Source organism: Gluconacetobacter azotocaptans (genome assembly GCF_014174355.1).
In the GTDB taxonomy this organism is placed as follows: Bacteria; Pseudomonadota; Alphaproteobacteria; order Acetobacterales; family Acetobacteraceae; genus Gluconacetobacter; species Gluconacetobacter azotocaptans.
This window is the reverse complement of sequence record NZ_JABEQF010000023.1, coordinates 17,175-36,443: the sequence shown is the minus strand read 5'-3', so window position 1 is coordinate 36,443 and position 19,269 is coordinate 17,175. Positions and strand designations below refer to the sequence as shown.

19 protein-coding genes and 1 pseudogene are annotated in these 19,269 nt (G+C 67.7%); 14 read left to right on the top strand and 6 right to left on the bottom strand.

Translation table 11 applies throughout. The annotated features are described in order from the left end of the window. The 8 genes and pseudogenes from HLH34_RS18045 to HLH34_RS18010 form a co-directional block, all read left to right on the top strand. Positions 1-1,691 (top strand): annotated as a pseudogene (locus tag HLH34_RS18045) (AAA family ATPase); the annotation flags it as partial. Positions 1,692-1,933: 242 nt separating this feature from the next. After that, on the top strand, positions 1,934-3,439 hold the full coding sequence (locus HLH34_RS18040; protein WP_373318584.1) for a carbohydrate porin: 1,506 nt from the start codon (positions 1,934-1,936) through the stop codon (positions 3,437-3,439). Positions 3,440-3,513: 74 nt separating this feature from the next. Further along, positions 3,514-4,062, top strand: a complete 549-nt coding sequence (gene moaB / locus HLH34_RS18035) for a molybdenum cofactor biosynthesis protein B (RefSeq protein ID WP_183120948.1) — start codon at positions 3,514-3,516, stop codon at positions 4,060-4,062. 16 nt (positions 4,063-4,078) lie between these two features. After that, positions 4,079-4,654: a DJ-1/PfpI family protein gene (locus HLH34_RS18030; protein ID WP_183120947.1), complete on the top strand. Its 576-nt coding sequence runs from the start codon at positions 4,079-4,081 to the stop codon at positions 4,652-4,654. Between the two features lie 144 nt (positions 4,655-4,798). Next, positions 4,799-5,431 carry a POTRA domain-containing protein gene (locus HLH34_RS18025; protein ID WP_183120946.1) on the top strand — a complete coding sequence of 211 codons (633 nt, stop codon included), beginning with the start codon at positions 4,799-4,801 and terminating at the stop codon, positions 5,429-5,431. 141 nt (positions 5,432-5,572) lie between these two features. After that, on the top strand, positions 5,573-6,304 hold the full coding sequence (locus HLH34_RS18020; protein ID WP_183120945.1) for an IclR family transcriptional regulator: 732 nt from the start codon (positions 5,573-5,575) through the stop codon (positions 6,302-6,304). Positions 6,305-6,393: 89 nt separating this feature from the next. Next, positions 6,394-6,792, top strand: coding sequence for a GlcG/HbpS family heme-binding protein (locus HLH34_RS18015; RefSeq protein ID WP_183120944.1), 399 nt, complete (start codon positions 6,394-6,396; stop codon positions 6,790-6,792). A gap of 24 nt (positions 6,793-6,816) precedes the next feature. Beyond that, entirely contained in the window at positions 6,817-8,052 is a 1,236-nt protein-coding gene (locus tag HLH34_RS18010) for an MFS transporter (RefSeq protein ID WP_183120943.1), read from the top strand. Positions 8,053-8,079: 27 nt separating this feature from the next. Here HLH34_RS18010 and glcF read toward each other — a convergent pair whose 3' ends face one another. The 3 genes from glcF to HLH34_RS17995 are packed head-to-tail and all read right to left on the bottom strand — an operon-like array spanning position 8,080 to position 12,121. After that, a complete protein-coding gene (glcF, locus tag HLH34_RS18005; RefSeq protein WP_183120942.1) occupies positions 8,080-9,375 on the bottom strand; it encodes a glycolate oxidase subunit GlcF in 1,296 nt (431 codons plus the stop codon). Continuing rightward, positions 9,369-10,598 carry an FAD-binding protein gene (locus HLH34_RS18000; RefSeq protein ID WP_220792250.1) on the bottom strand — a complete coding sequence of 410 codons (1,230 nt, stop codon included), beginning with the start codon at positions 10,596-10,598 and terminating at the stop codon, positions 9,369-9,371. Before HLH34_RS18000 ends, glcF begins: the two co-directional genes overlap by 7 nt. Before the next feature lie 29 nt (positions 10,599-10,627). Continuing rightward, positions 10,628-12,121 carry an FAD-linked oxidase C-terminal domain-containing protein gene (locus tag HLH34_RS17995; protein WP_183120941.1) on the bottom strand — a complete coding sequence of 498 codons (1,494 nt, stop codon included), beginning with the start codon at positions 12,119-12,121 and terminating at the stop codon, positions 10,628-10,630. 214 nt (positions 12,122-12,335) lie between these two features. On the opposite strand from HLH34_RS17995, the gene HLH34_RS17990 reads away from it, so the two are divergent. The 4 genes from HLH34_RS17990 (at position 12,336) to HLH34_RS17975 (ending at position 15,341) form a co-directional block, all read left to right on the top strand. After that, positions 12,336-13,079, top strand: a complete 744-nt coding sequence (locus tag HLH34_RS17990) for a (Fe-S)-binding protein (RefSeq protein WP_183120940.1) — start codon at positions 12,336-12,338, stop codon at positions 13,077-13,079. Next, positions 13,076-14,512, top strand: coding sequence for a lactate utilization protein B (locus HLH34_RS17985; RefSeq protein WP_183120939.1), 1,437 nt, complete (start codon positions 13,076-13,078; stop codon positions 14,510-14,512). Before HLH34_RS17990 ends, HLH34_RS17985 begins: the two co-directional genes overlap by 4 nt. Beyond that, positions 14,509-15,096: a LutC/YkgG family protein gene (locus HLH34_RS17980; RefSeq protein WP_183120938.1), complete on the top strand. Its 588-nt coding sequence runs from the start codon at positions 14,509-14,511 to the stop codon at positions 15,094-15,096. Before HLH34_RS17985 ends, HLH34_RS17980 begins: the two co-directional genes overlap by 4 nt. Positions 15,097-15,158: 62 nt before the next feature. Then, positions 15,159-15,341: a hypothetical protein gene (locus HLH34_RS17975; RefSeq protein WP_183120937.1), complete on the top strand. Its 183-nt coding sequence runs from the start codon at positions 15,159-15,161 to the stop codon at positions 15,339-15,341. A gap of 47 nt (positions 15,342-15,388) precedes the next feature. Here HLH34_RS17975 and HLH34_RS17970 read toward each other — a convergent pair whose 3' ends face one another. Then, positions 15,389-16,369 carry an aldo/keto reductase gene (locus HLH34_RS17970; protein WP_183120936.1) on the bottom strand — a complete coding sequence of 327 codons (981 nt, stop codon included), beginning with the start codon at positions 16,367-16,369 and terminating at the stop codon, positions 15,389-15,391. 317 nt (positions 16,370-16,686) lie between these two features. On the opposite strand from HLH34_RS17970, the gene HLH34_RS17965 reads away from it, so the two are divergent. Next, entirely contained in the window at positions 16,687-17,577 is an 891-nt protein-coding gene (locus HLH34_RS17965; protein ID WP_183120935.1) for a DUF2272 domain-containing protein, read from the top strand. 13 nt (positions 17,578-17,590) lie between these two features. Here HLH34_RS17965 and HLH34_RS17960 read toward each other — a convergent pair whose 3' ends face one another. Then, positions 17,591-18,253, bottom strand: coding sequence for a Crp/Fnr family transcriptional regulator (locus HLH34_RS17960; RefSeq protein ID WP_183120934.1), 663 nt, complete (start codon positions 18,251-18,253; stop codon positions 17,591-17,593). A 182-nt stretch (positions 18,254-18,435) separates the two neighbouring features. Between HLH34_RS17960 and cowN the strand changes: the two genes are divergently transcribed. Beyond that, positions 18,436-18,711, top strand: a complete 276-nt coding sequence (gene cowN / locus HLH34_RS17955) for a N(2)-fixation sustaining protein CowN (RefSeq protein WP_183120933.1) — start codon at positions 18,436-18,438, stop codon at positions 18,709-18,711. A gap of 76 nt (positions 18,712-18,787) precedes the next feature. Here cowN and HLH34_RS17950 read toward each other — a convergent pair whose 3' ends face one another. Then, positions 18,788-19,195, bottom strand: coding sequence for a rhodanese-like domain-containing protein (locus HLH34_RS17950; RefSeq protein WP_183120932.1), 408 nt, complete (start codon positions 19,193-19,195; stop codon positions 18,788-18,790). Positions 19,196-19,269 lie beyond the last annotated feature (74 nt).

The window sequence follows — 19,269 nt, the reverse complement described above, 5'->3', positions numbered from 1 at the left end:
AGGCGGCCGAGGCCGCCGAACGCGCGCGGGCGGCGGCGCGGCGGGCGCTGGACCGGGTGGAGGCCCATATCGCGCTGGGGCGGCTGGAGCGCGAACGCCACGACGAGGCCACCCGCCTGGACAGGCTGGAGCATGCCGAGGCCGAGGTGGCGCGCGCCGGCCTGCGCCTGGCCGCCTGCACCATGGATGACGCCCGCATGGCCGCGATCCGCCAGGCCGAGCGCGCGGTCCAGACCGCCCGCGCCGCCAGCCGCGCCCAGGCCACCGTGCTGAACGTGGTGCTGGAAGACGGGGCCGAGGGCCGGCTGGTTCTGGACGGCCGGGTGCTGCAAACGGGGTCTGTTGATCTCACCGACAGCGCCACCCTGCGCATCGACGGCGTCGGCACCATCCGGATCGAACCGGCCAGCGGCGATCGGGCGCGCCTGCGCGCCGAACTGACGGCGGCGGAGGACGCGCTGCGCCGGATGCTGAACCAGGCCGGATGCGCCGATCCGGATGCGGCCGAAACCGCCCTGGCCCAGCGGCGCCAGGCGGACCTGGCGCTGAACGCCGCCCGATCCGTGCTGAGCCATCTGCTGCCGGGGACACAGGACGTGGCGGCCGCGATGGCCGAGGCACGGCGGCGCGTGGCGGCACTGGACGAACGGATCGCGCGTCAGGCGGCGTCCCTGGCGCACGGGCCGAACCCGGCGGACGCAGCCGGGGGAGAGCCGGGCGTCGATGTCGCGGCCACGCACGATGCGGCGCTGCGGGCGATGCAGGCCGCCGACGCCCGGGCCGCCGACGCCCGGCAGGCCCTTTTCGCCCCGGACGAGACGCTGCGTCAGGCCGCCGCCGACCTTGCGGGGGTGCGGGCCGAGGAACAGTCCGCGCGCGAGGCCGCCGCGCGGCTGGTCCGCGACATGGCGGCAGCCCGCACGGCCGAAGCCGACGACGTGCTGTCCGCCCGCCAGGAAACCGCGCGCGCCGCGCTGGCCCAGGCCGGGCAGGCCGTGCAGCGGGCCGAGGCCGCGCGGCCCGAGGGGACCGAGGCCCTGGCGGATGCCGCCATCCGGCGGCAGGAACGCCTTATTCAGGACGGCCAGGCCCGGCTGGGCACCTTGCGGCAGGATATGGCGGCGCTGGAGGCGCGGATCCGTGCGGCCGAAGGCGACGGCCTGGACGAACGGATCGCCGGCCAGGAGCGACTGCGCGAGTCCTGCGCCGCCGAATGCGCGGTCTGCACGCGCGAGGTCAAAATCCTGCACTGCCTGCGCGATACCCTCACGGCGGCGGAACGCGCGGCGACCGAACGGTACCTGGCCCCGCTGTGCCGGGCGATCCAGCCGGCGCTGGCGGCGCTGTTTCCTCGCGCCGGGGTGACGATGGAGGCCGATTTCAGCGTGTCCCGCCTGACGCGGCGCATGGACGAACCGTTCGACACCCTGTCGGATGGCACGCGCGAGCAGATCGCGGTGCTGGTGCGGCTGGGCCTGGCCGACCTGCTGCGGGCCAGGGGCCGGCCGGCGATGCTGGTGCTGGACGACGCGCTGACCTATTCCGACGCCGGGCGGCTGGAACGGCTGTTCGACATCCTGACCGATGCGGCCGACAGGATGCAGATCCTGGTCCTGACCTGCCGGGCCGAGCTGTTCACCGGCCTGGGCGCCCGGCCCCTGACGGTCGAGGCGGTGGACAAGGTTCAATAGAATATTGTTTTAAAACAATATATTGACCCCGAAAGACGGTGGACGACGTATCCCGGTCACGTGCGATTTGTAATTAATCTTCCTTTCGGGGTCGGGTAATAAAAATGTTATACGGATCTGCCCGAAACCGGCGCCGCGGCAGAGTTCGTGTCACAAAATCCGAAATGGACCGCGTGCAGACGTGATGACAACCGGTTGGCCCCTCGGCCGTCATCCGGAGAACGAGAGATAGTTGGAGCTTGATGATTCAAGGTGTGTATGGGACGGCCCTTCTGCTGTCCGTGTCTTGTGTGTTGGCCGCCGGCTCCGTCCATGCGCAGTCCGTCCCGGCGACCACCGGCGGAAAGCGGATCGGGGGGTATTCCGGCCGCGTGCCCGGGCGGGTCGTGACGCCGGCCCCTGCCCCGCCGGCCCCCAGCCCCGCGACCGGCACCGATCATTACGTTCCGCCGCCCACCTTGGGCGGCTATTTCCCCGACAGCTATCAAAGCTGGATTCGCGGCAGCACCATGACGGGGGACTGGGGCGGGCTGCGTACCCATCTGGAAAACCGGGGCGTGCATCTTCAGGGCCATTACCTGGGAGAAGGGTCCGGGAACCCGGTGGGCGGCAACTATGCCGCCGTGCGCTACGCCCATGAATTCGGCCTGGGCGCGGACATCGATTTCGCCCGGCTGATCCACCACGACATCGGCACGCTGCATATTCTGCTGACCGAACGCGCGGGCCTCAGCCTTGCCGCCGCCCCGCTGGGCGGCGCGGTGGATTCGGTGCAGCAGATCTTCGGTTCGGGCGAAACGGTGCGCCTGACGCGCCTGTCGCTGGAAAAGAACTTCAACCGCTACGTGTCCATGGAAGCCGGCTGGATCAACACCGAAAACGATTTCGGCCAGTCGACCCAGCACTGGGGCATGTCGATCTATTGCCAGTTCCAGACCAACGCCATCTGCGGCATGCCGCAGGGCCTGGCGATGAACGGGGGCTATGGCTGGTACCCGACGGCCCATCCCGGCGCGTGGCTGAAACTGTATCCGGCCGGAAACGACCATTACCTGATCTCGGCGGGTATCTACAACGTCGATAACACCATCTCGAACACGCATAACGGCTTCAAGCTGGGCCTGAACAACACGACGGGCGTCTATCTGCCGTTTCAGCTCGGCTGGCATCACGGCAACGATTTCACCGGCGAGATGGAAGGCAATATCCGGGTGGGCGGCTACTGGGATACGTCCGAGGTCGCGATCGTCTCGTCCAGGACCGGGGCCTATCAGCCGCCCGGCGTGGCCCTGATCGACCTGCCAAACAACCAGATCCGCGGCCGGTTCGGCGGATGGGTCGAAGCCGACCAGATGATCCAGCGCGACCATTCCGGCAGCGGACGCGGCACGATCATTTTCGGCTCGTTCATCTGGGGCGATCCCCGCACCGCGCTCACGCCGTATTTCGCGACCTGGGGCATCATCCGCAAGGGCACGCTGGCCAACCGGCCCAACGACACCATCAGCTTCGGCGGCAAGATGGCCGTACTGAACCCGAAGCTGGGGGAATATGCCGCGACCCTGCAGCAGGCGGGCCAGAAGGCCCTGCGCCCCTCGAACGAACCGGGAATCGAACTGAACTATGGCTGGCGGCCGACGCCCTGGGCGACCCTGCGGCCGGGCCTGCAATATCTGTGGCACCCGGGCGGCACCAACCGCTACCGCAACGCCCTGATCATCGACATGGAAACCGGCCTGACGTTCTGATCCCCTACGGGGCGCCCACGGGGGCGCGCCCAAATGCATTGACGGCGGGGCCGCCTGGGGGAAACATGCGCCCCATGTCACGACTGGATCATACAAGACCCTTCCTGCCGGTCCGCATCGCGGTGTTGACCGTCTCGGACACCCGCGTGTTGGCGACCGACACGTCGGGCGCCATTCTGGCCGAACGGCTGGCGGCCGCCGGCCACCATCTGGCCGACCGCATCATCGAACCGGACGATGCCGATCGTATCGCGGCACGCCTGGCGGGCTGGATCGCCGACCCGGACGTCGACGTGGTGATTTCCACCGGCGGCACCGGCGTCACCGGCCGCGACGTGACGCCCGAGGCGTTCGACCGCGTGATCGAAAAGCGGATCGAAGGCTTCGGCGAACTGTTCCGCATGCTGTCCTACCAGAAGATCGGCACCTCGACGATCCAGTCGCGGGCGCTGGCGGGTGTCGCCAACGGCACCTATCTGTTCGCGCTGCCCGGCTCGTCCGGCGCGGTGAAGGACGGATGGGACGACATCCTGGTGTGGCAACTGGACAGCCGGCACATGCCTTGCAACTTCGTGGAACTGATGCCGCGCCTGCGCGAGCATCTGGACCCCACCCACGACTGAACGGAACACGGGGATCATGAGCATGAAGAAACTGCTGCTGCTGGCCGGCGACTATGTCGAGGACTACGAAATCATGGTGCCCTACCAGGCGCTGTCGATGCTGGGGTACCAGGTCGATGCGGTCTGCCCGGGCAAGATCGCGGGGGAGTACGTCCTGACCGCCATCCATGATTTCGAGGGCGCGCAGACCTATAGCGAGAAGCCGGGACACCGCTTCGCCCTGACGGCCGATTTCGCCACGGTGCACGAGGCGGACTATGCGGGCCTGATCATCCCCGGCGGCCGCGCGCCGGAATACCTGCGCCTGGATGCGCGGGTCATCGCCCTGGTGCGCGCCTTCGCCGACCGGCCGATCGCCGCGGTCTGCCATGGCGGGCAGCTTCTGGCCGCCGCCCGGATCATCGAGGGGCGCACCGTTTCCGCCTATCCGGCCTGCCGGCCGGAGATCGAGCTTGCCGGTGGGATCTATGCCGACATCGCCGTGGACGATGCGGTGACGGACGGCCTTCTGGTCACGGCGCCCGCCTGGCCCGCCCATCCGCGCTGGCTGGCCCAGTTCATCGCAGCACTGGGCGCCCACGTGTCGATCTGAGACAAGGTGCGCCCTGAGCCAGGCCGCACGTCCGGGCCGGTGCGACATTGGCATCCGCGGACAGGTGTGCATCATGAAGGACCGGGCGTCCGGCGGGTGCGCCAAGCACCCGCCCGCGCCTGTTGTCATGGGGAGTTTTCCGTTTTGCGCACCACCCGTCATATCGTTGCCCGCGCCGCGCTGGCTGTCGTGATCGCATCCGGCGGCGTCGCCGCCCTGGCCGTTCCGCAGGCGGCGGTATTCGCCGCCGCCCCGCCGTCGCCCACGACGCCGCTGAAGCTGAAGTCGCTGTCGATCGTCGGCAACCAGCAGGTCGCGACCGCCGATATCCTGGCCGCCGTGCCGTTCCACGAGGGCGACACCGTTACCCGGAACCAGATCGACGCCGGCGCCCAGGATGTCATGGCGGTCTACCAGAAGAAGAATGTCGGCCTGAAGTTCGGCGAGAAGCTGAAATTCCTGGGCAACGCCGTCCAGGTCCAGTGGGTGATCGAGGAACAGGCCCCGCAGGCGGCGGCCCCGGCAGCGGCGCTGGTGGTCGACAAGGTGGTGTTCCAGGGAAACAAGGCCATCTCGGCCGCCGACCTGACGGCGGCGACCAAGCTGCGTCCGGGTGCGCCGGTGGACGAGGCCGCGGTCATAGCCGACCAGAAGGCCGTTCAGGCGCTGTACCAGAAGAAGAATGTCGGCGTCGCGATCCAGGTCGTGCCGACCCAGCCGAACAACGACAACCATGTCGTCCTGACCTATCAGATCACCGAGAAATCGAGCGACTGATCCGCACGGCCCTGGCGGCGCGGACCCCGCGCTGCCATTCGGCAGATACCTTCCTTTTGAAAACTGATTTACCAGCCTGCCGAACGCAAAAAGCCGGCCTGGTTGTGGTCCAAGGCGGACGATGACAGGAGAGACGGTCACGTGGGCAAGGCGCCGAAGCTGATCCAGTCCATTGAACGCTCGGCGGCGATCCTGGAGATCATTGCACAAGAGGGCGGGAGCGCACGGCTGCAGCACATCGCCGCCCTCTCGGGCCTCGAAAAAACGACGGTCCACAACATCCTTCAGACGCTCGACCATCTGGGATATGTGCAGCGTCGCCAGGGTGACATGCGATATCACCTTGGCGGCCGGATCCTGAACCTCGCACGCGTCGCGGGGGATGACAATGCGCTGCGCACGCGCATGCGCCCCGCGCTGGAAGCCATTGCCCATGAAAGTGGCGCAACCGTCTTCCTGGCCGTACCCAGCGGCGATGAGGCCGCTTATCTCGACATCGTGGACGCCGGCGGCCGGGATTCCGCCGCATCATGCATGTATTGCCGCGAGAAACTGGAGGGATCCGCCGTAGGGCTGGTATTCCTCGCTTTCGTCCCCGGCCTGGGCAAACGGGTGCTGGCCATGCGTGCCGATGCGCTCGATGACGATATTCTGACCCGTATCGAGGACGTCCGGATCAACGGCTACGCGCTCGACATCGAGGCCTATCGTCCGGGCTGGAACTGCGTGGCCATACCATGGCGGGAGAACGGCGAAGTGCGGGCCAGCATCAGCCTGACCGGGCCGGCGGCCGCCCTTCCCCGTCACCGGCTGATCCGCCTGGGCTGGATGATGATGAAACATGTCGAACGCGCCGCTGTTCAACATTGTTGAATAAATACCGATTTCATTGTTTTGCGCATTCCCTCGTCCGTCCCGGAAGATAGGGTGCGGCTTTTCGGTGAACGACGAAGGTCAATCGTATGCTGCTCTCCTCCGCAACCGCCATGCTTGCCGCCGCCCGGGCGGAAGCCGAAAAGCTGGGCGTCACCGTCTGCGTCTCCATCGTGGACGCCGCGGCCTGGCCCATGGCTTTCATCCGCATGGAAGGCACCATCCTGGGCGCGATCGATGTCAGCAACAAGAAAGCGCGGACAGCAGCCGTCTTCCAGATGGACAGCGCCGATTTCGCCCTGATTGCCTGCCCGGGCGGCGGGGCGTATTCACTGGAAAACACCAACGGCGGCCTGACCAGCTTCGGTGGCGGCATCGCGCTGAAGGCGAAGGACGGCACGCTGCTCGGCGCAATCGGCGTGTCGGGCGCCAGCACGGAAGACGACATCGCCATTGCGCAAGCCGCCGCCAACGCCCTGACCGCCTGATCCCCCCCTTCCGCCGGACTTCCCATGACAATAGAACCCACGCTACCCGAAACCAGTGTCGCGCCGGTCGCGCCTCCTCACGGGAAGACGGCTGCCCTGCTCACCCTCACGTTCGGCACATTCGTTGTCGGGACAGGGGAGTTCGCCATCATGGGCATGCTTCCCGAATTCGCGGCGTCCCTGCATCTTCCGCCTGCCGACGCGGGCTACGCGATCACGGCCTATGCGCTGGGGGTCGTGGTGGGCGCGCCGCTCATCACCATTCTGGGCGCGCGCCTGTCACGCCGCGAACTCCTTCTCACCCTGCTTCTTCTGTTCTGCTTCGGGAACCTCCTGAGCATCGCGATGCCCACGGCCGGGCTGATCGAGGCCGCGCGCTTCATCACCGGTCTGCCCCATGGCGCCCTGTTCGGCATTTCGGCCCTCGTCGCGGCCTCCATGGTGGAACGTTCACGGCGCGGCTGGGCCGTGGGGCGGGTCCTTTCGGGCATTGCGATCTCCACCCTCGTCGGCGCGCCGTTCTCGACCTTTGCGGCCGATCATCTTGGGTGGCGTGTCGCCTATCTGATCATCGGCGTGTTCGGCTTCATCACCTTTCTCGGCGTCTGGCGCTACATCCCCGCCGATCGCCCCAACCGCACCAACTCGCCGCTCAGGGAAGTCAGGGCGCTTGGAAACACGCAGGTGCTGCTGACGCTGCTGACCGCCGCCATCGGCTTTGGCGGCATGTTCGCCATCTATACCTACCTCACCAGTGTTCTTCAGAACGTCACGCATGTCCCGGAATGGGAGGTCATGCTCTATATGGTCGTCTGGGGTCTGGGGATGCTCGCCGGCACGAATATCGGCGCGTGGCTGGTGGACCGCAACCTCGATCTGGCCGCAGTCCTGGCCCTTGCAGGCAGCGCCGTCGCCATGCTGGTCTTCCCCGCCATGCTGCACAACGGCATCGGTCTGATGCTCGACGTCTTTCTGGTTCCGGCCTTCGTCAACGCGCTCGGCCCGGCCCTGCAAACACGGCTGATGGATTTTGCGGGCGACGCGCAGACGCTTGCCGCTTCGCTCAACCATTCCGCGTTCAACATCGCAAACGCCCTTGGCGCCTTTCTGGGCAGCGTTCTTCTGGCCCGGCAGTTCGGGTACGGCGCGCTGGGAACGGGGGGCGCGATCCTGTCCGCAACGGGCCTGCTGGTCTACCTCGTCGCCGTGGTGCTTCTGAAGCGGAGCGGCGTGGTGGAGGTCCGGGAACCTATTACCTGACCCCGGATTACCTGACCCTGGGGCGACTCAGCCTTCCAGCCCGGCCGGACGCGGCCCCCCGGTCGCCCAGTCCAGCAACTGCACGGTATGCACGAACGGGATGCCGACCTCACCGGCAAGCTGCGTCATGCAGCCGATATTGCCGCTGGCCGCCACCTGCGCGCCGACCGCGCGGATGGCAGCCACCTTGCGCTGCTTCAGTTCGCCGGCGATGGCGGGTTGCAGCAGATTGTAGGTCCCCGCCGAGCCACAGCACATATAGCCGTCCGGGATGTCCAGCACCGTGAAGCCCGCCGCCGCCAGCAGGGCGCGGGGCTGGCGGGTGATGCGCTGGCCGTGCTGCATCGAACAGGCGGCGTGGTAGGCGACGCGCAGGCCGGTGGGAACCACCGGGGGCAGCAGGCCGATCCGCTCCATCAGTTCGCTGATATCCAGCGTCATGGCGGAAATCCGCGCCGCGCGCCCGGCCCAGGCAGGGTCCAGGCGCAGGGCGTGGCCGTACGCCTTTATCGACGTGCCGCAACCCGACGCATTGACCACCACCGCGTCCAGCCCGTACGGGCCGTCGGCCTCGCGCAGCCAGGCCGCGATGTTCGCCTTCACCAGCGGCAGCGCCCGGCCGCTGTCGCCCATGTGTTCGGCCGGCGCGCCGCAGCACCCCGCGCCCGCCGCCACCACGATTTCCACCCCATGCCGGCGCAGCAGGCGGATCGTCGCCTCGTTGATCGCGGTGTCCAGCACCGTCTGCACGCAGCCGGTCAGCAGGGCCACGCGCATCCGCCGCGTCCCTTCCGCCGCAAAGACCTGCGGCCGGTCGACCGGGCTGGGCGCCGGCAGGGGCGCCGTGGGCACCATGTCCAGCATGGCGCGCAACGGGCCGGACAGCAGCGCGCGGAACGGCCGCCCGACGCGCCCGGCAGCCAACCCCATCCGGAACAGCCGGGGCCGGGACAGCAGCATCGCCAGCACCCGGCGCAGGGCCGCCTGGGCCGGCGGCCGGCGATAGTGCGCGGCCACATGTTCGCGCCCATGGCCGATCAGCCTGGAATATTCGACGCCGGACGGGCAGATCGCCTCGCACGCCAGGCAGGTCAGGCAGCGGTCGAGATGTTCCACCGTGCGCGCATCCGGCGCGCCGCCGCGTTCGTACATCTCCTTCATCAGGAAAATGCGCCCGCGCGGACTGTCATTTTCCTCATGCCGGACCTGATAGGTCGGACAATGCGACAGGCAGATCCCGCAATGCACGCAGGCACCGATAATCTCGCCGGCCAGGGCGATGTTCGGGTCGGCCTTCGCCGCCGGGGAAATCGTGTTCAGCATGCCTCTGCACTTTCCCCAGCGGGGGCCATTCGGCCGGGATTGAGGATTCCGGCGGGGTCGAAGACGCGGCGCGTACGCGCCGCAAGCGCAGCCACCCCCGGCGCCTGCGCGGGAAAGGCACCATGGGCCGCGCGGATGGGGTCGGGCGCGCGCAGCAGGATGGCCCGCCCACCGGCCTGCGCCGCCAGCGCGCGCAGGCGGGGAACGGCGCCGTCCGGGCCGCCCGAAACGGCGGCGGGCATGGTGCAGAACATCAGTGCGCCCCCCCAGTCCAGCATCAGGGACGACACCAGAGCCGCCTGCCGCAGGGCGTCGGCCAGGGCCGCAGCACCCGTCGCCGGCACATGGATACGCCACAGCATATCGTCGCTCCCGGCCCCCAGCACGTCCAGTTCGCGAACGTGGGACCAGAAGAGGCGGCTTTCCGCCGCCGCCAGCACCCGCCCGGGGGGCAGGCCGGCCCCATCCAATCGCCCGGCATGCTCGGCAACCCCGGGCGCGCTGCCTTCCAGGCGCACCGCCACCGCCATGCCCCCCTCAGCGGGCACGATGGCAGCCCCCGTCACCGCCAGCGGACGGGACAGGATCGCCGCCAGTACCGCGACGTCCCGCGCCAGCCCCGCCGAGGGGAACAGCATCGTCCGTTCCGTCTCCGGCGCCGGCAGCACCTTCAGGGTCAGGCGGGTCAGCGCGGCCATCGTCCCGAACGAACCGCACAGCAGCTTCGACAGATCGTATCCGGTCACGTTCTTCATCGTCCGGCCGCCGGCGGAAAAGGCTTCGCCCTGCCCGTTCACCCCGTCCACCCCCAGCACGAAATCGCGCGCGGCGCCCACCTGAAAGCGGCGCGGCCCCGACAGCCCGGTGGCGATGGCCCCGCCGATCGTCGACCGCGCGGGCACGCCCCCGTACAGCGCCGCGTGGCAGGGGGGCTCGAACGGCAGATACTGGCCCTGCCCGGCCAGCATCCGTTCGACGTCCGCCAGGGGCACGCCCGCATCGACGCGGATCACCAGATCGTCGGGTTCGTAGAAATGCACATGGCCCAACCCGCCCAGTTCCAGCCGCACGGCGGCGGCCACGGGGTTGCCCAGGCCCCGCCGCGTGCCGTTGCCCGCGACCTCCAGCGCCTGGCCCTTGGACCGCGCGGCACGGACGACATCGGCCACATCGGCCACGCAGGCGGGGCGGCAGACGACCGGGTCATGAAGGTGGGCGATCATCACTTCCTGCCAATCAGAAACGGGGCCAATCAGAAACGCGGAATATCGGGAAAGCGCATTTCGCCGCCCCGGACATGCATGCGGCCGAATTCGGCGCAGCGGCAGGGCGAGGGAAAGACCTTTCCGGGGTTGAGCAGTTCCTCGGGGTCGAACGCGCATTTCAGCACCTGCTGCTGCCGCAGGTCGGCGGGGGCGAACTGGTGGGTCATCAGGTCCCGCTTTTCCACTCCCACGCCATGCTCGCCGCTCAATACCCCGCCCATGTCGACGCAGGCCCGCAGCACATCCGCCCCGAACGCCTCGGCCTTGTCCAGGTCGCCGGGGCGGGCGGCGTCGTACATGATGATGGGATGCAGGTTGCCGTCCCCGGCATGGAAGCAGTTCGCGTAATCCAGCCCGTAGGTCCGCGACAATTCCGCCATCCGGTCCAGGATGTCGGGCAGGCGGTTGCGGGGGATGGTGCCGTCGGTGCAGTAATAATCCTTGCACATCTTGCCGATGGCGGAAAAAGCCAGCTTGCGGCTGCGCCAAATCCGCTCGCGTTCCTCTTCCGTGCGGCTGGCGCGGATGTCGATGGCGCCGGCCTGTTCCGCCAGGCCCCTCACCCGCTCGATCAGCGCGTCGATTTCCGCCGCCGTGCCGTCCAACTCGCACAGCAATAATGCCGCCGTGCGCGGATCGTGCTCCTCGCGCAGCAGGGATGCCACCGCGTTCAGCACCTTGCGGTCCATGAACTCCAGTCCCGCCGGGATGATGCCCGCGCCGATGATGGCGCCGACGCAGCGGCAGGCGTCCTCGACACTGGCAAAGCTCATCGACATGACGCGCGCGGCCTCGGGCAGCGGCACCAGGCGGACGGTGATCTCGGTCACCACCGCCAGCAGGCCCTCGGAGCCCGTCAGCAGGCCGATCAGGTCCAGCTCGCCATCCGCCGCGCCCTGGAAGCCGCCGCCCAGGCGTATGACCTCGCCCGACATCAGCACGGCTTCCAGCCCCACGACATGGTTGGATGTCATGCCGTATTTCAGGCAATGCACCCCACCCGAATTCTCGGCGACATTGCCGCCGATGGTCGAGATCATCTGGCTGGAAGGGTCGGGCATGTAGCACAGGCCGAACGGACGCGCGGCTTCGGAAATCCGGATATTGGGCACCCCGCACTGCACGCGCGCCACGCGGTTTTCCACGTCCATCGCCACGATCGCGCACAGCCGCGACGTGACCAGCAGCACCCCGTCCTCCAGCGGCAGGGCGCCGCCCGACAGCGACGTGCCCGACCCGCGCGGCACGATTTTCACGCCCTGTTCGCGGCACACGGCCAGCACGGCCCGGATTTCCGCCGTGCTGGCGGGCAGGACCACCAGCAACGGCGTGGCCTGATAGGCGGTGATGCCGTCGCAGCGATAGGGGCGGCGCTCGGCCTCGTCATCCAGAACCCATTGCGCGCCGACGATCGCGCGCAGCCGCGCGGCCAGTGCGCCGCGCCGCGCGATGACCCCCTGGTCCGGATCGGGCATGCGCATGGTTCGTCCCTTCTTGCGTCGCCGGATGGCACGTCGGCGCGCCGCGACCTTGAGTCCGCGCGGCTTTATGTAATAACGTCCCGCCGACGGAAACAGAAGCCGAAAAGCTCCGCGCCGCGCAGGCCGGGTCGCCGCGTTTCCCGACAGCGTCCACCGACGCGGCGCATCGGGCGACGCCCGCCGGCCCGTCCCTGCCCCGAACGGATGGTACCTGATGAAGGTCGGCTTGTTCGTCCCCTGCTACATCGACGCATTCTATCCCCGCGTCGGCATCGCAACCCTGGAATTGCTGGAACGGCTGGGCCAGCAGGTCGATTATCCGCTGGAGCAGACCTGCTGCGGGCAGCCGATGGCCAATTCGGGCTGCAATTCCGACGCCGCCGCCGCCGAGGCCCTGTTCGTGCGCAATTTCGAACGGTTCGACGCCATCGTCATGCCCTCGGGCAGTTGCGCCCATCATGTGCGCGACCATTTCGACGCCATCCCACAGACCGACGCCGTGCGCCATGTGCGCGCCCATACCTACGAACTGGTGGAATTCCTGCACGGCGTGCTGAAGGTCCGCGACTTTCCGTGGGCCGAATTCCCGCACACGGTCGGGCTGCACAACAGTTGCGGCACGTTGCGCGCGCTGCGGACCGCCAGCATGTCCGAACTGGGCGAGCCCCCGTTTTCCAAGCCGATGGATCTGCTGTCCGGGGTCCGGGGCATCCGCTTCGCCACCCCCGCGCGACCGGACGAATGCTGCGGCTTCGGCGGCACCTTCTCGGTCGCCGAAGAGGCCGTATCCGCCCGCATGGGCCTGGACAAGGTCCGCGACCATCACAACGCGGGGGCCGAATATATCGTGTCGGCCGATTCCTCGTGCATCATGCACCAGCAGGGCTGCGCCGAGCGCGCCGGCATCCCGCTGCGCTTCATCCATATCGCCGAAATCCTGAACGGGACACGGGAATGAAGGACAAGCGTATCGACCATGCCGGCGCGGCGGCGGCCTTCATCGCCGACGCGCCGCACCTGGCGTTCCACGACGAGCGCCTGTGGGACATGCGGCAGAAGCGCGACGCCCAGATGCACCTGCTGCCCGAATGGCAGGAATTGCGGACCCTGGCGTCACAGATCAAGGAACACGCGCTGGCGAACCTGCCGGACTATCTGGAACAGTTCGAGCAGAATGCCACCCGCAACGGCATCCATGTCCACTGGGCCCGCGACGGCGCGGAACATAACCGCATCGTCGCCGAGATCCTGCAGGCGCGCGGCGCGACGACGCTGATCAAAAGCAAGTCGATGGTGACCGAGGAATGCGACATGCGCCCCTACCTGGCGGCGCGGGGCATCACCGTGACCGAGACCGACCTGGGCGAACGCATCCAGCAACTGGACGACCAGTTGCCCAGCCACATCGTCGTGCCGGCGGTGCACAAGCTGACGGGCGACGTGGCGCGGGTGTTCGCGACGCATTACGGCACCGACCCCAACGCCGACGACCCCCGCCAGCTGGCCGAGGCGCAGCGGCAGGCGGCGCGGCCCGTCATCCTGCATGCCGACGCCGGCATGACCGGCGCCAATTTCGCGGTGGCCGAGACCGGGACCTTCGTCGTCTGCACCAACGAGGGCAATGCCGACCTCAGCGCCACCGTGCCGGGCGTGCATATCGCCACGCTGGGCATCGAACGGCTGGTGCCCCGCATGTCCGACCTGGGCGTGTTCGTCCGCATGCTGTCGCGCAGCGCCCTGGGGTCGCCGATCACGCAGTACACCACCCATTTCCGCGGCCCGCAGGATGGGGGGGAGATGCATGTCATCCTGGTGGACAACGGCCGCTCGGCGCGCCTGGGCATGGCGGATTTCTGGACGTCGCTGAAATGCATCCGCTGCGGCGCGTGCATGAACACCTGCCCGGTCTATCGCCGGTCGGGCGGCCTGTCCTACGGCGCGGTCTATTCCGGGCCGATCGGCGCGATCATCGACCCGACCTTCAACGAACGGAAATACAGCACCCTGCCGTTCGCCTCGACCCTGAACGGCAGCTGCACCAACGTCTGCCCGGTGCGGATCGACATTCACGACCAACTCTACAAATGGCGGCGGGTGCTGGTGGACCATCACCAGATGCCCTTCGTGAAGCGCGAGATCATGCACATGGCCGGCAGGCTGATGGGTCAGCCCCGCCTGTATCGCGCCGCGATCGCGGGCACCGAAACGGCGCTGGGCACGCTGCCGCGCTTTGCGCTGTACAACTGGCTGAACCCGTGGGGCAGGCACCGCGAACTGCCGCATCCGGTCAAGGAAACCTTCCACGGCTGGTACCGGCGCAACCGCGCCAACGACGGCCCGGGGGACAGCGGAAAGGCAGGACCCGAACAGGCGAAGGACACCGGCCGATGAACGCGCGCGACACGATCCTGGACGCGCTGCGTCGCAATCGGCCCGACCCGGCGTCGCACCCGCTGCCGCCGCCGGTGATGCTGGGCGACCTCGACGCGGGGCAGGCGCGGTTCGTCGCCGGCCTGCGCCTGCTGGGCGGCGACCTGCTGGAACGCGCGCCGGGCGAGCCGCTGGCCGCCGCGATCGCCCGCCGTTTCCCCGACGCGCGCCTGATCTGCTCGGCGGTGCCCGGGGTGGACGGCGCGGTACCGGTGCAGGATCTGCCGAATGCCCAGGCGGCCGACCCGGTCGATGTCGCCGTCGTCCGCGCCGCCTTCGGCATCGCCGAAACCGGGTCGATCTTCCTGAGCGAGGCGCAACTGCATCTCAACGCCCTGGCCCACCTGGCCCAGCATCTGGTCGTGCTGCTGGACCCGGCGCAGCTGACCGCGAACCTGCATACGGCCTACCAGCGGCCGGAATTCCGCACCGCCCGCTATGGCGTGCTGATGAGCGGCCCGTCCGCCACCGCCGATATCCAGGGCGTCCTGATCCGGGGGGCGCAAGGCGTACGCAGCCTGTCGGTCTGCTTCGATTCCCTCTGACATTCCGATGTGAAACCCTGCATTGCCCGATGCGTCATCATGGCGGATGACCGGAGGGACACATGCGCGCCTCGACACCGATCATGCTGACCATCGGCGTTCTTCTCGTCCTGGGCGGATGCGCACCCAGGGAGCCGGCCAGCCAGAAGGCTGCCCAACACAACATGGCCCTTCACAATTCCTACGGATTCGACGATTACGGCGACCGCACCGCCAATCCGCCCGGCCTGGGCGGCCCGCATTAGCGGCAGGCCGCAGCACCCCGAGGCCGGAGCGTACTGTCCCGGGGGCCTCAGGCGCCCGGCGGCGCCATGAATTCCGGCCCGACCGGGTCGGTGATGCAGCTCTTCAATATCCGGTCGATCTCGGCCTTGTCGTCCGCCGACAGCGTCCAGCCGAAGGCCTGGTCGATACCGGCGATCTGTTCAGGCTTGCGCGCCCCCCACAGGGCGATCGTCGGCCCCTGGTCCAGCACCCAGCGAATCGCCAGCGCCAGGATCGAGCGGCCGCGCTGGCGGGCGAAATCCTGCAAGGCCGACACGGCGGCCAGATACTGCGCAAAGCGCGGCGCACGGAATTTGGGGTCGGCGCCGCGCAGATCGTCGGCGCCGAACACGGTTTCGGCGGTCATCCGGCCCGACAGCAACCCCCGGCACAGTGGCCCATAGGCCAGCACCGCCAGATCATGCGCGGCCGCCCAGGGCAGGATGTCCTTCTCGATCTCGCGCTCGAACAGATTATAGGGTGGCTGGATCGCCGCCAGCGGGGCAACCGAACGGAACAGTTCCATCTGCGCGACCGAGAAATTGCTGACCCCCAGCGCCAACACCTTGCCCTCGCGATGCAGGCGTTCCAGTTCGCGCGCGGTGTCGTCGATCGGCACCGACGGGTCGGGCCAGTGCACCTGGTACAGGTCGATGCGATCGGTGCGCAGGCGGCGCAGCGAGTCCTCGATTTCCTGGCGGATGCGCGCGGACGAGGCATTGCGGAACGGCTTGCCGTCCTTCCAGTCCAGCCCGACCTTGGTGGCGATGGCGACGCCGTCGCGGCGCCCGGCCAGGGCCTGGCCCACCACGTCCTCCGAATGGCCAAATCCATAGACCGGGGCCGTGTCGATCAGGTTGATGCCCAGATCCAGGGCCTCGTGAATGGTGGCGATCGCCTTGCGGTCGTCGGGACCGCCCCACATCCAGCCGCCGATCGCCCAGGTACCCAGCGCGATGCGCGAAATGGGAAAGGGAATGCCGGCAATGGCGAGGGTTTCCACTGACATGGGTTCTTCCTTCCTGTCATTTTCAGGCCGGGACGACGGGAACCGAAAAAAAGGACCGGGATGTCGCCATCCCGGCCAAGTTTCCCTCGTATGCAAGTGACGGATGTTCCGCCGCCCCCATCGTCCGCCAAATAAGGAAATGCACAATAAAAAATCGTTTTATCAACTTGCCATCATCGTGAACACCCTATCGAGTCGTTATGCGCGCCACCCTCCCGGCGGATGCCGCCTCTTCCCCGCGCCCGCGCCCCGTCCTATGGGTAGAGGGTGGGGCGGTCGGCACCGAGCCACCCGGCACGCGCCGAACAGGAGATGCAATGCCGCGCAAGATCGTATCGTTGGCGCCTCTGGGGTTGCTGGCCGCCTGCGCCAGCCCGCCTGTTTCCTCCCACCCTCCGACGCGTACGCCGGTGGCGCAATATGCCGTCGGACAGGGGCCGCTGGCGGTGGACGATCACGTGCCCGACTTCGCCACGCGGAATTTCGAACCCTTCACCCGGCAGGACGTGGCGGCCATCGCCCTGCGGGAATGGCGGCTGTTCGGCCAGCCGGTCGACGACGACGACCCCGAGCTGCGCCCCGAAGCCCACTCGGCCAGCGTCAAGCCCGAGCGCGCGCCCGGCCTGTGGCAGCGCATCGGCGAATATTGGTGGATCGGCCAGGACCCGTCGGAGACCGAGGTCGGCTGGACGGGCAAGCACGACGCGAGCGGACATCTGACGGATTACGTGCATGACGGATTCTATGCCTGGTCGGCAGCCTTCATTTCCTATGTGATGCGGGTGGCGGGGGCCAATGACCGCTTCGCCTATTCCCCCAACCATTCGACCTACATCAACGCCGCCGCCGCCGGTACCGAAAGCGGCGTGCGCGCGCATGATCCCGCGACCTATACCCCCCTGCTGGGCGATCTGATCTGTGTCGGACGCGGCGCCAGCAAGGCGGTCCAGTTCGCCGACCTGCCCACCACCTACGGCTTTCCCGCCCATTGCGGAATCGTGGTGGCCACCGACCAGAACGGGCCGCCCTTCGGCCATCAGATCAGCATCGTCGGCGGCAATGTCGACGATGCGGTGACGCTGACCCACGTCCCGGTGGGGGCGGACGGGCGTCTGGCCGACCCCACCGGCCACAGCTACGACCCCCGCTATCCATGGTGCGCCGTGCTGCAGATCCTCTATGACGCCGAACCGCCCGGCCGCGACTGACGCGGCCAGGACATCAGATGCCCGCCGGATGATCGGCGCCGGCCCACAGATAAAGGCGCTCCGGATCGCAGATGCGGATATGGCGACGTCCCTGCCGGGCAATGCCCCCCGCATGGATCATGGCATTGAGTTCGGTCGAGGCCGTCTGCCGCGTCGTGCCCAGCAATGCCGCGATTTCCTCCATGCTCAGTTCAACCAGGATCAGACTGTCCACGGCGACCGGGATCTTGTGCCGGGCGGCACTGCGCAGAAGATAACGGGCGATCCGCCGCTTGACCGGATGGAAGGCCAGATCCTCGATCAAGGTCATCGCCTGACTCAGCACCATGGCGAGCACACGCACGATCGTCGCCTGCAACGCCGGATAGCGGCCAAGCTGGCGCTCCAGCACATCCCGGCGCGCGACCAGCAGTTCGGTCGCCTGCGTGGCCTGGAGCAAGGCACGGCTGTGCGTGCTGAACATATCGGTCGCGGTCAGATAGCCCAGGCTGAGTTCCTGCTCGGGCGTGGCGAAATAAACCCGGATGCGCCCCGATCTTACGATGAAAACCTGATCTTCTCCGTTCGGCGCGCGCAGAAGGCTGCCGCTTTCCAGACGTTTCTCATGAAAGATACGCCGCAGACCGGCGCCTTCCTCGCTGTCGATCAGATCGAGAAGGGGAAGCTGCGGGATCATGTCGGGCGGCAATCCGGCTGCGGCCCTACCATCGGGCAATGGCGCGGAAGACGAAAAAGACTGTCAATTACAGCCACGGCATCCACGACCGCCCGCCAACTGTCACCCATCTGACAGACACGCCCCGTGAAAGGCATTAGGACGTGCCCTCATGTAACCAGGCCTGCAAGTTGGGGTTGAGTATGACAGAGCAGTTCGATCGTTATCTGACTTTCAAGGACTTGAACTGGGAGGAACGCGCCGACCGTATCTTCGCGGCGCTTCAGCCCCATTTCGATCAGGAGACGAGTCCCTTCTGGCCCTATTTCCTGAAGCAGAGGGCCATTTCCCACAGGCAGGGGCTGGACGATCTGAGGGTTCTGCATAATTTCCTGCCCACCCTGCGCGATCTGCTTGAAGAACTGAACGACACCGAAACCCTCCTGCTTCTGGAGGAACTGGAGGTTCTTTGCATGTAACAGGCGTTCGTTGCGAAAACGCCTTTTGCCGGGCGTCCATGCGGCGCGCGGGCAAAAAGCGTTTCCACACGGGCGTTCAGCCCTGGCGCCAGGGCAGGCCGTCGGCCTTCCATCCGGCGACACCGCCGCGATGGCCTTCCGCGTCGGGCGGCCCTTCAAAGCCTCCGGCGACGTTGAAGACATGCGCAAATCCTGCCTCCCGCGCCGCCACGGCGGCGGAATGGCTGCGCGCGCCCGACCGGCAGATGAAATAGATCTCGTTCTCCGGCGTCAGGCCGGCCGAGGTCAGCTGTTCCACGAATCGGGGGTTGGGCTGGCCGTTCAGGCTCTGCCACGAGATCGGCAGGACCCGCTTGCCCGTGGCCGACAGGTCCGGCAGCCCGACGAACATCCATTCGGCGTCCGTGCGGACATCGACCAGTTGCGCCTGCGGCCGGTCATCCAGCGCCGCCCAGGCCCCGGTGGGCGTTACGTCCTCGATCATCTTGTTTCCAATCGCAAGAATGCACATTGTGCGCCAATCGCGCGCCCTTGTCCCGGCGGGGGCGCACCCGGCGG